This window comes from Undibacterium sp. Di27W, from assembly GCF_049340345.1.
Taxonomy (GTDB): Bacteria; Pseudomonadota; Gammaproteobacteria; order Burkholderiales; family Burkholderiaceae_D; genus Undibacterium.
The window spans coordinates 517,046-530,925 of the sequence record NZ_JBMPOS010000001.1 but is presented as its reverse complement, the minus strand read 5'-3'; the positions used below and the strand labels follow the sequence as shown (position 1 = coordinate 530,925).

Sequence of the window (13,880 nt, the reverse complement as noted above, 5' to 3'; positions counted from 1 at the left end):
TTATGGAAGTATCACGCATCCGTGCCCTGCGCGGTCCCAATCTCTGGAGCCACCATACGGCCGTAGAAGCGATTGTTGCCTGCACAAATGAAGAGATGTCAATTGCTGGCCTGAAGGGCTTTGAAGACCGTTTGCGCGCCCTTTTCCCGCAACTCAGCATATTGCAACCCACCGGTCATGACGATGCCATCCCCATGGCCCATGTGTTTGAATTGCTGACCCTGGGCCTGCAGGCAGAAGCCGGTTGCCCGGTCACTTTCAGCCGCACTACGCAAACCCTGGAAGCAGGTATTTCCCAGGTCGTGGTTGAATATTCTGAAGAAGCCGTAGGCCGCCTGGCGGTAGAACTGGCTGAGCAAATCATTAATGCAGCACTGAATGACCAGGCTTTTGACCTGGCTGCTGCACTTGAACAATTGCGTGACCTGGATGAAGACGTACGCCTGGGACCATCTACCGGTTCCATCGTGAATGCCGCCGTTGCCCGCAATATCCCTTACCGCCGCCTGACAGATGGCAGCCTGGTTGCCTTTGGCTGGGGTAGCCGCCAGCGCAAGATACAGGCAGCAGAAATGGATGGCACCAGCGCCATTGCCGAAGCCATTGCACAAGACAAGGAATTGACCAAGAAACTCTTGCATGCCGCCGGTGTGCCTGTGCCTTTGGGGCGGTCTGTATCCGATCCGGATGATGCCTGGGCAGCCGCCCTTGAAATCGGCCTGCCTGTGGTGGTCAAACCCAAAGATGGCAATCAGGGCAAAGGCGTGACTGTCAACGTCACGACGCGCGAACAACTGGATGCCGGCTTCCATGCTGCCAGCGAATTCCGCGACGACATCCTGGTAGAGCGCTTCCTGCCTGGCAATGATTTCCGCCTGCTGGTGGTCGGCAACAAGCTGGTCGCCGCTGCCCGTCGTGACCCGCCGCAAGTGGTGGGTGATGGCAAGCAAAGCGTGCGTGAACTGGTTGAACAAGTTAATAAAGATCCGCGTCGTGGCAGTGGTCATTCCACTTCCCTGACCAAGATACGTTTTGATGATATCGCCCTGGCCAGCCTGGCCAAGCAGGGTTTTGTGGCGGATTCCATCCCACCTAAAGGTCAGCGCGTAGTCTTGCGCAATAACGCCAATCTCTCTACTGGTGGTGCAGCGACCGATGTGACAGATGATGTGCACCCGGAAGTCGCTGCCCGCGCAGTAGCTGCCGCACAAATGGTGGGTCTCGATATTTGTGGTGTTGACCTGGTTTGCGACAGCGTCTTGAAACCCATAGAGCAGCAAAACGGCGGCATCGTCGAAGTCAATGCTGCACCAGGTTTGCGCATGCATCTCTCCCCTTCTTTTGGCAAGGGTCGCCAGGTCGGTGAAGCAATTATAGCCTCCATGTTTGATGAGCATGACGATGGCCGCATCCCTATTATTGCTGTCACCGGCACCAATGGCAAAACCACGACCGTACGCCTGATTGCCCATCTGCTGACCGCCAGCGGCTTGCGCACAGGCATGACGAATACAGATGGTGTCTATATTGCTGGCCGCCAGATCGATAGCGGCGACTGCAGTGGCCCACGCAGCGCCCGCAATGTCTTGTCCCACCCTGATGTCGATGCCGCTGTGTTTGAAACAGCACGTGGCGGCGTCTTGCGTGAAGGCCTGGCCTATGACCGTTGCCAGGTGGCCGTCGTCACCAATATCGGTTCTGGCGATCACCTTGGCTTGAATTACATCACCACGGTAGAAGACCTGGCTGTATTGAAACGCGTCATCGTACAAAACGTTGCTGATAACGGCTATGCTGTGCTGAATGCGGCTGACCCTATCGTCGCTGCCATGGCCAGCAATTGCCCATCTGCCGTGATCTTCTTTGCTGCAGACCATCAACACCCTGTCATGGCTACCCACAGGGCCCAGGGTAAGCGTGTTGTCTATATAGAAAACGGTCATCTGATCGCTGCAGAAGGCAAGACACGTCATAGCGTGCCGCTGGCTGATATCCCTATCACCCGTAATGGCAGCATAGGCTTCCAGGTCGAGAACGTCATGGCATCCGTAGCCGCTGCCTGGGCTATCAATACTGACTGGGACAGCATACGCGCAGGCTTGAAGTCTTTTGCCAATGAAGCTGACAATGCGCCTGGCCGCTTCAATGTCTTCAACTTCCGTGGTGCGACTTTGATTGCTGATTACGGCCACAACCCGGATGCGATACTGGCGCTGGTGCGCGCAGTCGAAACCATGCCTGCCAAACGCCGCTCTGTCGTCATCAGCGGTGCTGGTGACAGACGTGACCAGGACATACGCCAGCAGACAGAAATCCTCGGTGAATCCTTTGATGACGTGGTGCTGTACCAGGATCAATGCCAGCGTGGCCGTGCCGATGGTGAAGTTGTTGCGCTCCTGCGTGAAGGCTTGAAACAGGCAACAAAAACCACGCGTATCGATGAAATCAACGGTGAATTCATCGCTATTGATCTGGCCATGGACAGACTGGAAGCAGGCGATCTGTGCCTGATCCTGATTGACCAGGTAGAAGAAGCACTGGCACATATCGCCAAACGTGTTGCAGCGGGCTAAACTCACTTAGCTAAGCTTAGCAAAACAAAATGCCAGGTCAGTCCAATTACAAGACTGACCCGGCATTTTTTTATTTCCGATTTCTTCAGGTATTACGCCCTGCCATCACACCGCCATCCACATCCCAGATTGCGCCTGTGACCCAGGCTGCTTTATCTGACAGCAGGAAAGTAATCGCTTCCGCCACATCCTGTGGTGTACCTATACGACCTATAGGATGAAAACCATTGAAACCCTGCAAGGCAGCAGGAATATCCGCCTTGGGAATAAAGCTCTCATAGACCGGGGTTTCCACTACGGCTGGTGATACCGCATTCACACGGATATTGCTGGAGGCGAGTTCCATGGCCAGATGCTGGGTCAGGGAATGCAAGCCTGCTTTTGCCATGGAATAAGCTGATGACGGTGTCGCAGCAATCGCCTGCTTCGCCCACATGGAGCCTATATTCACGATAGCTCCAGCACGACCACCAGCGATCATATTCGCGGCAATCTTTTGCGTAATGAAGAACAGAGCCTTATTCAAGGCCTGATACTGGTCATAGTCGCTTTCACTGTGTTCAAGAAAGGCCTTGGGAGCAAATATGCCTGCGGCATTGACCAAGAGATTAATGTCCTTGTGCGCTTCATCGATTTTTTTCAGGAGCTGTTGCACTTCTGCGGTCTTGGATAAATCTGCAGTCAGCACAGCGACCGATCCCAGAGCAGACAACTGCGCCTGTGCCTCCTCTGCCTTGTTCTTGCGATTGCCAACTATCACCACCTTGCCACCGCGGGCCAGGACCAGGCGCGCAGTCTCCAGGCCCATGCCACTAGTGCCACCGACAACCAACAGTTTTTTACCTTCAAAATCAGTATTCATTGTATACCCTTTCATTTATCTACCTACCAGTTGGTAGTTTACATTTGCAAAAAAATGCCGGCCTCAGGCCGACACAGTGGAAAGAAAAGTGTGCGCGATCCCCGCTGGTCCGTGCACGGTACGCATGCCGCGCCCGAGTACCATCGCCCCCTCCAGCGCACTCAAATAAGCTTGTGCCAGTGACTCTGCAGCACAACTCTTTTTAATCATCCCCGCACTTTGGGCATCACTGATGATCTGTGTCAGCCAATCCAGATTCACCTTAAAGAAACGCGCAACTTCATCGGCGGCAGATTCTGGCAAAGAATCGGATTCCGCACCCAGCATGCCGCAGACACAAAGACGGCGGTCGCGGTTAAAGGTTTGTTCAAACACTGCTGCATAGGCTGCCAGCCTTTCCATAGGGCTGGCATGCTGCCCTTCTATGGCCAGCAATTCACTGCGAAATCTATGCGTATAACGCTGCACCAGCACCGTCACCAATTCTTCTTTCTTGGCGAAATGATGGTGAATACTGGGCTTTTTGATGCCAACCAGTTTGGCCACATCATCATAAGAAAAACCATTGTAGCCCTGCTGCTGTATCAAAGCCTGGGCAGTGTCAAGGATACGTTCCGCCATAGGCGATATTTCTGAAAAATGCTTCATGCAAGGCCTAGTAAGAATGAAGAGCAGGCAAATGCCCCGTCTTGACCAGGATGGTACAGCCTTCTGCACTGAAAGGACAATGTTTGCTCAAATGCGGGCTGCGTATCCAGGTGCCCGCCGGGTAGCGCCCAAACTCATCTTCAAAGACACCCTCAAGTACATAGATTTCTTCACCGCCATAATGATGATGGGGATTAAAGTAAGTCCCAGCGGCCCATTTGACCAAAGCGGTATGCTGAGTAGCAAACTCTGACAAAGGCAACACCGATAAACCTGCAACCATACCAGGAAACCAGGCAGCCTTTTGCGTATCAATGACGACACGCTCATTGTCGGCCAAATCAAGGTGACGCAATTTCACGAACAGCAAACAACCCGTTTCTGAACCTGGCGCATGTGCCGAGCCCGGTGGATTCTTGATATAGGTGCCAGGACCATAATCGCCTGTTTCATCCGTAAAGATGCCTTCAAGTACAAAAATTTCTTCGCCCAGGGTATGCACATGATGGTCAAATTTACTTCCTGGCGCATAGCGCACCAATGAAGTCGCGCGGGCCTGCTCCTCCCCGTCACGCTCCAATAATTGCCGCTGGATGCCAGCAGCCGGGGAATCTGTCCACGGCAAACTATTGCTATCGATGACAGCACGTCGTGAAAAATCTGCATTGAGTTTCATGTTGCACCTTATTTACCTACTAGTTGGTAGACATCATATGAATTAGAAGCTGATGTGTCAAGCAGCTTTTGCAAGGTATTTTTCAGGCGAAGGGAGTGGATTCAAAAAACTGGACTGCCGTTTGGCAAAATACGCTAGTAAAAATTAAATCAAAAAACCAGGCGCTTCCGTTTTTACCTTGTGCAGACCGGCAAGTGGCAGATGCTTATCATGGGCAATATCACCATCAAGCATCAGGGAGGTATAGCGCAAACAGCAAACCCGCAGGAAAGAGGAGAAATTATCGATATGGCCGCGATAGGCAATCAACTCATCATGGAGCTTGGTGATAAGTTGATTGGTATTCATGCCATCACGTGCAGCGATCTCTTCAAGCACATTCCAGAATATCTTTTCCAGCCTGATCGATGTCACGACACCATGCAGGCGCAGGGAACGCGCCTTGGTTTCATACAAGCCCGGATCGGCTTTCACAAAAATCTCGCACATTTTTGCTCCCGCATCTCGTCAAGAAAATGATTTGATGACGATTATACGGTACTTGCCTGATTTGCAAGCAAAGCTTCAACATGACTATAACTTGATTTCAGTCCCCAGCAATTGCAGGAATTGCCCTATCCAGGCAGGATGTGCCGGCCATGCCGGTGCGGTCACAAAATTCTTGTCAGTGACCGCGTCGGTCACCGCGATATTTGCATAATGCCCACCTGCCGCCTCGACTTCAGGCTGGCAAGCCGGGTAAGCTGAACACTTGATACCCTCCAGCACTTTGGCTGCCGCCAGAATCTGCGCGCCATGGCAAACCGCTGCAATCGGTTTGTTTGCCTGTGCGAAATGCTGCACGATAGCAATCACTTGTGGATTCAGGCGCAAATATTCAGGTGCGCGTCCGCCAGGTATCAGCAAGGCATCATAATCTTGCGCCTTGATGCTGGCAAAATCATGCGTGATGCTAAAGCGGTGGCCCGGTTTTTCTGTGTACGTCTGCTGGCCTTCAAAGTCATGAATCGCAGTGACGACATAGTCCCCCGGCTTTTTGTCAGGGCAAACTGCGTGTACTGCATGCCCAACTGCCAGCAGGCTTTGGAAAGGCACCATGGCCTCATAATCTTCTACAAAATCACCCACCAGCATAAGAATTTTTTTGGCTGCCATGATGTCTCCTGAATCTAGGTTGGAAAGAGACCCATTGTTGAACAAATTGAACAATTGCAGGTAATGACAGGTTACTACATCCGCATAAGCTTGATAGCGGTAGTAATTCGCCACATTTTTTTAAATATGACCAATATTTTGCTTCTCATTAATCAAGCAGTCACAGGAACTCGTATAAAATCAAAACATGCACAGCAATTTGATAACATAGTGCAAACTCGCCGGGTTCCTGGAGACAAAATGGCAGAAGCAGGACAGTTATACAAAAATCGGGTCTTACTGCTTACGCAGACGTTTTTCATCATCGATAACAAGAAAGAGTTATTGATAGGTGCGCATAAGTACGACTTTGACATCCTGTTCTTTGACCAGATGAGCGGTTTTGTGAAGGCAGTACAGTCTTCCGAAGGCAATGATTTATTCGTCATCGATCTCGATGTCTTATATAACATGCAAGACGATATGCAGCACACCCGCCGCCAAACCATGTTTCTCAGCGACTTGCTGCAGCGTTTGCCAGATGATCAAAGCTATATTTATCTGCAAACCGTGCGCCAGGGCGAGCGCTTCTTATTGCAGCAAAAGCTGGTTGATAGCAACTGCATGGCTTATGCAGAAAAACCCATCACCAATGAAGTGCTGGTCGACAAGCTGTTTAATATCTTTGCCCGCCAAAAACGCGGAGAGACGAATACCATCGTTCACTGTGGTGAACTTTCTTCCCTGGATACGGCCCTGCTGGCAGAAAACCACATAGAACTATTACACAATCCAGATGCCCGCTCCTTGCATGTACGCGTCAAGGAAGCCCAGCCAGATATCGTCCTCATCGATGAAGCTCAGTACCTTCAAACCGAAGCCCTGGTGCGGGTATTGAAAAAGAATATAGAGTTCGACCCCAGTCGCGAAATCATTTTGCTGCAAAGCCGCCCTGACCCTGACATGGCCAGGCGCGCCCTCGATAGCGGCTTTGATGAAATACTGACCCCCAGCGATGCCGATGTGCTGACACGTCAATTGCTCAATCGCATCAATAAAATCCGTACCAGCAAAGACCTGATCAGCCGCGACAGGGCCACTGGCTTGCTCAATAAAGTTGGCTTGCAAAAGAAAGCCCAGGAATGGATACGCCGCGCCAATACTGAAGGCAAGCCCCTGGCATATGGCATCATTGATATCGACAAATTCAAGAACATCAACGACACCTGGGGCCATTATTTTGGCGACATCGTCATCAAGCGGCTGTCTCTGGTCTTGTCAGCGCAACTCGGTGAACGCGACTTGCTGAGCCGCTTCGGTGGCGAAGAATTCGTCGTGGTATTCTGGGATTGCACACCAGAGCAAGGTAAGCAAAAACTCGACGCCATGCGCGAAGCTTTTGGCAAAATCGTGTTTGAAGTCAAGCCAGGTGAAAATAAAAACTTCAGCTTCAGCGGCGGCATAGCCGACTTCCCCACCTGGAACACCGAAAACGCCATGTTCCTGCAGGCAGATGCCATGCTGTACCAGGCCAAGCAAGGCGGGCGGAATCAGGTCTGTGTTAGTGGGAAATAATATAACTTAAAGCCCTCAAAGTTATTACCAGAATCGTAGCTTGGATTAACCTCGTAGGTTGGGCTACGCTTCATCAGCCCAACACTTGGCGTCTAAATGACGTATACGTTTGCAGAGGCCCCGTGCCACGTTAGTAAACAGTAGCCTGGCGAGGCACGACACAACCTACAAACTGACCAATTAATCTTCATCATACTCAATGAAATCCCATGGGATTTTTTGTTTGAAAATTTGTATGCTTTCTTCCATAAGTTCGAGTGATATATTTTCCTTGAAAGTGGTAATGGTCCGCGTCCTCTCCGTATCATCTCAGAAAATTTCAATTACGAGCTCGTCGTCACGATAAATCTCAACACCAATACCGTCTCTTAAATGAACATCGCTAGCGACCTCCACTCTATCTTTTGAAAGTTTCATCAACACTCCATCATGCAGCCTCATAAGTTGGGCCGGGCATCGCCAGGCTACGCTTCACCATCCCAGCACTGTACCCCAACAAACGCATACCTTATTTAACCGCCGAGTGTTGGGCTGATAAAACGTAGCCCAACCTACAAGCCATTCCAGTTCATGCGAAAACTGGTTCTTTCCAAAGAGAGGCTGTCTCAAAGCACAGAATCATGCCCACCCGCCCCAAACAATTGCTCCTTGACATGCGCTAACTGATCCCTGACCTGGGCGGCTTTTTCAAACTCCAGGTTCTTCGCATGATCCAGCATGAGTTTTTCCAGGCGCTTGATTTCGCGACTGATCTGTTTCTCGCTCATGACTTCATAGCGCGCCTGCTCTTGCGCTACTGCCAGCTCTTCTTTCGCTTCTTGCGGATTGTAGACGCCATCGATGATGTCCTTGATCTGCTTGCGTATGCCTACTGGCGTAATATTATTGGCCAGGTTAAAGGCGAGCTGCTTATTGCGACGGCGCTCGGTTTCTCCCATGGCGCGGCGCATGGAATCAGTCACTTTATCTGCATACAAGATGGCCTTGCCATGCAGGTTACGCGCAGCACGGCCTATGGTTTGGATAAGGCTGCGTTCAGAACGCAGGAAACCTTCTTTGTCTGCATCGAGAATAGCCACCAGTGACACTTCAGGGATATCCAGACCTTCGCGCAGCAAGTTAATGCCGACCAGTACGTCAAAAGTACCGAGGCGCAGATCGCGGATAATTTCTACCCGCTCTACCGTATCGATATCGCTATGCAGGTAGCGCACCTTGATGCCGTTTTCGTTGAGGAATTCGGTCAACTGCTCTGACATGCGTTTGGTCAAAGTGGTGACCAGCACACGCTCGTGTTTTTTGACGCGCTCGATAATCTGGTTCATCAAGTCATCAACCTGCGTCAGCGCCGGGCGCACTTCAATTTCCGGGTCAACCAGGCCGGTAGGCCTGACCAGTTGCTCTACCGTCTGGTCAGAATGCTGATCTTCATAATCACCTGGCGTGGCCGAGACAAACACGGTCTGGCGCAATTTGCTTTCAAACTCAGCGAACTTCAGCGGACGATTATCCAGTGCTGATGGCAGGCGGAAGCCATAATCCACCAAATTGGTTTTGCGCGCCCTGTCGCCGTTATACATGCCATTCAACTGCCCTGTCAGCACATGTGATTCATCGAGAAACATCAAGGCATCTGCAGGCAGGTAGTCGACCAGGGTCGGCGGCGGTTCACCGGCTTTAGCACCACTGAGATGACGCGAGTAATTTTCAATACCTTTGGTAAAGCCGATCTCAGCCATCATTTCCAGATCAAAACGTGTGCGCTGCTCTATGCGCTGCTCTTCGATGAGTTTGTTTTCGCGCCGGAAGAAATCCAGACGCTCACGCAATTCTTCTTTGATGGTATCGATGGCACGCAAGACAGTTTCGCGCGGTGTCACATAGTGCGAACTAGGATAAACCGTGAAACGCGGTATCTTTTGCTTGATGCGTCCGGTCAGCGGATCAAACAATTGCAGGTTTTCGATTTCATCATCGAACATTTCGACGCGCACAGCCATCTCGGCATGCTCTGCCGGGAATATATCAATGGTGTCGCCACGCACACGGAAAGTACCGCGTCCAAAATCAACTTCGTTGCGCTTGTACTGCATCTGTATGAGACGGGCAATGACATCGCGCTGGCTGACTTTGTCCTTGGCTCGCAAGGTCAAAATCATCTTATGGTATTCGCTAGGGTTACCGATACCATAGATGGCTGAGACGGTTGCCACGATGATGACATCCCGTCTTTCCATCAACGATTTAGTACAGGACAAACGCATCTGTTCTATATGTTCATTGATGGCAGAATCTTTCTCAATGAACAAGTCGCGCTGCGGCACATACGCTTCTGGTTGATAGTAATCGTAATAACTGACAAAATACTCCACCGCATTGCGTGGAAAGAATTCCCTGAACTCACTGTACAACTGTGCTGCCAGGGTTTTATTAGGTGCAAAAATGATGGCCGGCCTACCTGTCCTGGCGATCACGTTTGCCATCGTGTAAGTCTTACCCGACCCCGTCACTCCCAGCAGTGTCTGAAAAAATAAACCGTCACTGATACCCTCGACCAATTGTGCAATTGCCGCTGGCTGATCACCCGCTGGCTTGAACATTTGATACAACTGATAAGGTGAATCAGGGAAACTGATAAATTTCGATTCGTCCAGCTGTTCTGACAAAGCTGTTGAATTAACTGGTGCTACGGCCATGATGCGATTACCTTTGCTAAAATAGGTGGCTGTACTATGCAATCTGCCTCATTCCAACCTTTATTGTCGGCAACGACAAATATTTCAATATTATCACGATGACTGCTCCCGCTTCTTCCCCCCTGTTTTCCGCCATAGAAATGGCCCCCCGCGACCCTATCCTGGGTATCACTGAAGCCTTCAATGCCGACCAGAATCCTACCAAGGTCAATCTGGGTGTAGGCGTTTATTATGATGACAATGGCAAAGTGCCATTGCTGGAATGCGTCAAAAAAGCAGAAGCTATTTTGATGGAAAAATTCTCCCCACGCACCTACCTGCCTATCGAAGGCCTGGCGGCTTATGATAAAGCAGTGCAGGAACTGGTATTTGGTGCCGATAGCGATGTCGTCAAGGAAAAACGTGCGATTACTGCCCAGGCGATCGGCGGTACTGGTGCACTGAAGCTGGGTGCAGATTTCTTGCAACGCTTTACACCGAATTCTGAAGTCTGGATCAGCGACCCTAGCTGGGAAAACCACCGCGCCCTGTTTGAATCGGCTGGCTTTAAAGTCAACTCATACCCTTACTATGATGCAGCAACACGCGGTGTTAATTTCGCTGGCATGCTGGATGCATTGAAATCCATGCCTGAAGGCTCCATCGTCTTGCTGCACGCCTGCTGCCACAATCCTACCGGTGCTGATCTGACAGATGAGCAGTGGACAGAAGTGATTGCTGTGGTTGCCCAGCGCAATCTGATCCCTTTCCTGGATATGGCTTACCAGGGTTTTGGCGATGGCATTGAGGCCGATGGCAAAGTCGTACGTCGCTTCGCGGAAGCTGGCGGCGCCCTGTTTGTTTCCAATTCTTTCTCCAAATCCTTCTCCCTGTATGGCGAACGCGTCGGTGCATTGAGTATTGCCGCCTCCAGTGCAGAAGAAGCAGCGCGCATCATGTCGCAACTGAAACGCGTGATCCGCACCAACTACTCCAACCCACCGACGCACGGCGGCCAGGTAGTGGCAACCGTGCTGGCAACGCCTGAGCTGCGCCAGTTGTGGGAAGAAGAACTGGCAGGCATGCGTGTACGCATACGCGAAATGCGCACAGCCTTCGTCAGCAAACTCAAAGAAAAAGCCCCAGGCCACGACTTTGATTTCGTGATCCAGCAGCGCGGCATGTTTTCGTATTCCGGCCTGACGAAAGAACAAGTCGGCACATTGCGTGATAACAATTCCATCTACGCTGTTGATACAGGTCGCATCTGCGTTGCCGCCCTCAATAACAAGAATATTAACAACGTTATTGAGGCAATTACCCAGGTTCTGTAATTCGATAAGGCCTGCGTATTGACAAAGTTGGGTCGAGAGAATATAATTTTTGTCTCTGTTCCCTGATAGCTCAGTTGGTAGAGCGACGGACTGTTAATCCGCAGGTCCCTGGTTCGAGTCCAGGTCGGGGAGCCACAGAATTCGAAGTAAGTAGTGAACTTAGCAAAAAATCACTGCAGACGAGTAGATAAGTATAAGTAGTAGATGTAAAAGTTTAATGAAGACCATCATATCTTCTATTCCCTGATAGCTCAGTTGGTAGAGCGACGGACTGTTAATCCGCAGGTCCCTGGTTCGAGTCCAGGTCGGGGAGCCAAAATTCGAGAAAGCAGAGTTACCTGCTAAAGCTGGTAACTCTTTTTTTTCCGCCAGATTAGACTGGCAATGAATGAATAAAGCAGTTTGCAGTAAAGAATCGAAGTGAGTAGTGAACTTGAAAAAAATCACTGCCGAAAGATAGTTTTAAAAGTTTAATGAAGATCATCATATCTTCTATTCCCTGATAGCTCAGTTGGTAGAGCGACGGACTGTTAATCCGCAGGTCCCTGGTTCGAGTCCAGGTCGGGGAGCCAAATTTAGAAAAGAGTTACTTGCCAAGGCCAGTAACTCTTTTTTTTCCGCCCTGCCCTTATAAGGCATGGCAAACAGGTCAGACAAAGTTTCTATAGCCAGACTTTTTATGTACGCGGCGTAAAATCAAGCTAGAGATTCAAATAACAAAATACCGGTTGACGTACTATCCCGGGCAAAGAAAATCGTACAAGTATTTCCCCCTTCGCTTTAGCCCCATATAGCAAATCCCTGCACCACCATTCAAAAAGTCCTTATCGCCATCAGCGATGCGCACTAATCGATATCACCCGGCTCTGGCACTGGTTTTTTGCCCGAGATCATAGCCCTGGCAAGATTCTCTCTATGCTGCCAGCTGGTGAATACCACCCCTAGCAAATGCAAGCCTATCAAGCCCAGCATGGCCCAGGCAATGGCGACATGCACACGTACTGGCCAAGCATAACCCCATAACATATCCGTACCCATGGCCCAGCCTGTCAGTACCAGCAAACCCACGCAAGATAACAGTGCAACAGCCATCCAGCCGCCCAGGGGGTTATGACCTATATATCTTGGTGCTTTGGAAGTGACGACGAGGCGCAAGTAAGCCAGTGTGGCAGATGGCGATTTAAGAAATTGTGCAAATTTTGCATAACGATTGCCGATGCCGCTCCAAACCAAACGCAGAAGCACCAGTGCGCCTGCACCATAACCTATGTATTCATGGGCCACACCTGTCATGCCACTGGTGATCCAGGCCGCGACGATGGCGCAAACCTGCGCCCAGTGAACCAGGCGCACGGGCAAGTCCCATACAGGCACGTCAGTTTGCTTATTCTTCAACGCGCTCAAACGTCACAGGATTGAAGAATGCTTCTACGCGCTTACCTTTGGGGTCTTTGGCATACACTTCGTAGCAGCTGCTGGTTTTTTCCATGCGACGGATTTGCCAACCCTCCTTGACCAGCTTTGCTTCCAATTCTGTATGTGGACGCCATTTTTCTTTTGGCTCGTTGGTACATTTAACATCACCATGAGCCCAGGCGCTGCCAGATATCATGGCAAAGACCACGGGGACGAGTGCTGCGAAAACGGATTTCTTGATTAATTTCATTGATGCCTCCTGACAAGTTATAGCAGTAAATAAATTAAGTGATTGCCCAGCGACGCAACAAATTATGATAAATGCCAGTAAGCCTGAGCAGTGCGGAATTTTGCGCATCAACCAAGGGGGTCAATTGCTGGATAGCCTGATCAAGGTCGTACAACATACTGCGTTCTGCATCATCACTGACCATGCTTTCTATCCAGAAAAACGAAGCTACCCTGGAGCCTGAGGTCACCGGCGTGACTCTATGCAGGCTTGATGAAGGATAGAGCACCATATCACCCGCTTCAAGTTTCACCGTCTGTGCACCAAAGTCGGTTTCGATTTCCAGCTCCCCTCCTTCATATTCTGCAGGCTCAGCCAGAAACAAGGTTGCCGACATGTCACTGCGCAAATTTTGACGAGTACCGGGCATCATCATGACTGCGCTGTCTACATGCAGGCCATAACCGCCACCATCCTGGTAACGATTAAATTTTGGGGGGTATATTTTTTGAGGCAAGGCAGCAGAAATAAAGGCGGGATGCTCACCCAACTTGCGCAAGATATGATTACCAAGCTGAATCGCCAGGTCTGAATTATCGTCTATCTGTAAATTATTCTTGACCTGTAACGCGAGCGTACCGGCAGTCTTGGCACCATTTTGCCAATCGGCCTGATCCAGATAAGCACGAAATTGCCTCACTTCATCTTTGTTCAACACAGCTTCAATCACATTTAGCATCAGTATGCCTCATCTTTCA

12 protein-coding genes and 3 tRNA genes are annotated in these 13,880 nt (G+C 50.4%); 6 read left to right on the top strand and 9 right to left on the bottom strand.

All coding sequences use genetic code 11. The features are described from left to right. The first annotated feature begins 2 nt into the window (after nt 1-2). Entirely contained in the window at nt 3-2,573 is a 2,571-nt protein-coding gene (cphA, locus tag ACO0LF_RS02380) for a cyanophycin synthetase (protein ID WP_423011534.1), read from the top strand. 85 nt (nt 2,574-2,658) lie between these two features. On the opposite strand, the gene ACO0LF_RS02375 is transcribed toward cphA, so the two are convergent. The 5 genes from ACO0LF_RS02375 to ACO0LF_RS02355 form a co-directional block, all read right to left on the bottom strand. Further along, entirely contained in the window at nt 2,659-3,435 is a 777-nt protein-coding gene (locus ACO0LF_RS02375) for an SDR family NAD(P)-dependent oxidoreductase (RefSeq protein ID WP_423011532.1), read from the bottom strand. Nucleotides 3,436-3,498: 63 nt separating this feature from the next. Further along, nucleotides 3,499-4,056, bottom strand: a complete 558-nt coding sequence (locus tag ACO0LF_RS02370) for a TetR/AcrR family transcriptional regulator (protein WP_423011530.1) — start codon at nt 4,054-4,056, stop codon at nt 3,499-3,501. A gap of 34 nt (nt 4,057-4,090) precedes the next feature. Then, on the bottom strand, nt 4,091-4,759 hold the full coding sequence (locus ACO0LF_RS02365) for a cupin domain-containing protein (RefSeq protein WP_423011528.1): 669 nt from the start codon (nt 4,757-4,759) through the stop codon (nt 4,091-4,093). A 144-nt stretch (nt 4,760-4,903) separates the two neighbouring features. Continuing rightward, on the bottom strand, nt 4,904-5,248 hold the full coding sequence (locus ACO0LF_RS02360) for a ribbon-helix-helix domain-containing protein (protein ID WP_423011526.1): 345 nt from the start codon (nt 5,246-5,248) through the stop codon (nt 4,904-4,906). A gap of 84 nt (nt 5,249-5,332) precedes the next feature. Further along, the gene (locus ACO0LF_RS02355) at nt 5,333-5,914 is read right to left on the bottom strand and encodes a DJ-1/PfpI family protein (protein WP_423011524.1); all 582 of its coding nucleotides are present in this window, start codon (nt 5,912-5,914) and stop codon (nt 5,333-5,335) included. 240 nt (nt 5,915-6,154) lie between these two features. On the opposite strand from ACO0LF_RS02355, the gene ACO0LF_RS02350 reads away from it, so the two are divergent. Further along, nucleotides 6,155-7,468 carry a diguanylate cyclase gene (locus tag ACO0LF_RS02350; RefSeq protein WP_423011522.1) on the top strand — a complete coding sequence of 438 codons (1,314 nt, stop codon included), beginning with the start codon at nt 6,155-6,157 and terminating at the stop codon, nt 7,466-7,468. Nucleotides 7,469-8,073: 605 nt separating this feature from the next. Here ACO0LF_RS02350 and uvrB read toward each other — a convergent pair. Beyond that, entirely contained in the window at nt 8,074-10,164 is a 2,091-nt protein-coding gene (gene uvrB, locus ACO0LF_RS02345) for an excinuclease ABC subunit UvrB (protein ID WP_423011520.1), read from the bottom strand. A 98-nt stretch (nt 10,165-10,262) separates the two neighbouring features. Here uvrB and ACO0LF_RS02340 point away from each other — a divergent pair, with 98 nt between their 5' ends. The 4 genes from ACO0LF_RS02340 to ACO0LF_RS02325 all read left to right on the top strand — a co-directional run bounded on the left by ACO0LF_RS02340 (nt 10,263) and on the right by ACO0LF_RS02325 (nt 12,049). Continuing rightward, on the top strand, nt 10,263-11,477 hold the full coding sequence (locus ACO0LF_RS02340; RefSeq protein ID WP_423011518.1) for an aromatic amino acid transaminase: 1,215 nt from the start codon (nt 10,263-10,265) through the stop codon (nt 11,475-11,477). Between the two features lie 59 nt (nt 11,478-11,536). Continuing rightward, a tRNA-Asn gene (locus ACO0LF_RS02335) sits at nt 11,537-11,612 on the top strand. A gap of 105 nt (nt 11,613-11,717) precedes the next feature. Then, nucleotides 11,718-11,793: transfer RNA gene (locus tag ACO0LF_RS02330), tRNA-Asn, on the top strand. Nucleotides 11,794-11,973: 180 nt separating this feature from the next. Further along, a tRNA-Asn gene (locus tag ACO0LF_RS02325) sits at nt 11,974-12,049 on the top strand. 274 nt (nt 12,050-12,323) lie between these two features. Here the strand turns inward: ACO0LF_RS02325 and ACO0LF_RS02320 are convergent. The 3 genes from ACO0LF_RS02320 to ACO0LF_RS02310 are packed head-to-tail and all read right to left on the bottom strand — an operon-like array spanning nt 12,324 to nt 13,861. Further along, nucleotides 12,324-12,872, bottom strand: coding sequence for a cytochrome b/b6 domain-containing protein (locus tag ACO0LF_RS02320; protein WP_423011516.1), 549 nt, complete (start codon nt 12,870-12,872; stop codon nt 12,324-12,326). Then, on the bottom strand, nt 12,862-13,143 hold the full coding sequence (locus tag ACO0LF_RS02315) for a PepSY domain-containing protein (RefSeq protein ID WP_423011514.1): 282 nt from the start codon (nt 13,141-13,143) through the stop codon (nt 12,862-12,864). The genes ACO0LF_RS02320 and ACO0LF_RS02315 overlap by 11 nt, the downstream gene beginning before the upstream one ends. Before the next feature lie 34 nt (nt 13,144-13,177). Further along, nucleotides 13,178-13,861, bottom strand: a complete 684-nt coding sequence (locus ACO0LF_RS02310) for a Fe2+-dependent dioxygenase (RefSeq protein WP_423011512.1) — start codon at nt 13,859-13,861, stop codon at nt 13,178-13,180. Nucleotides 13,862-13,880: the final 19 nt, after the last annotated feature.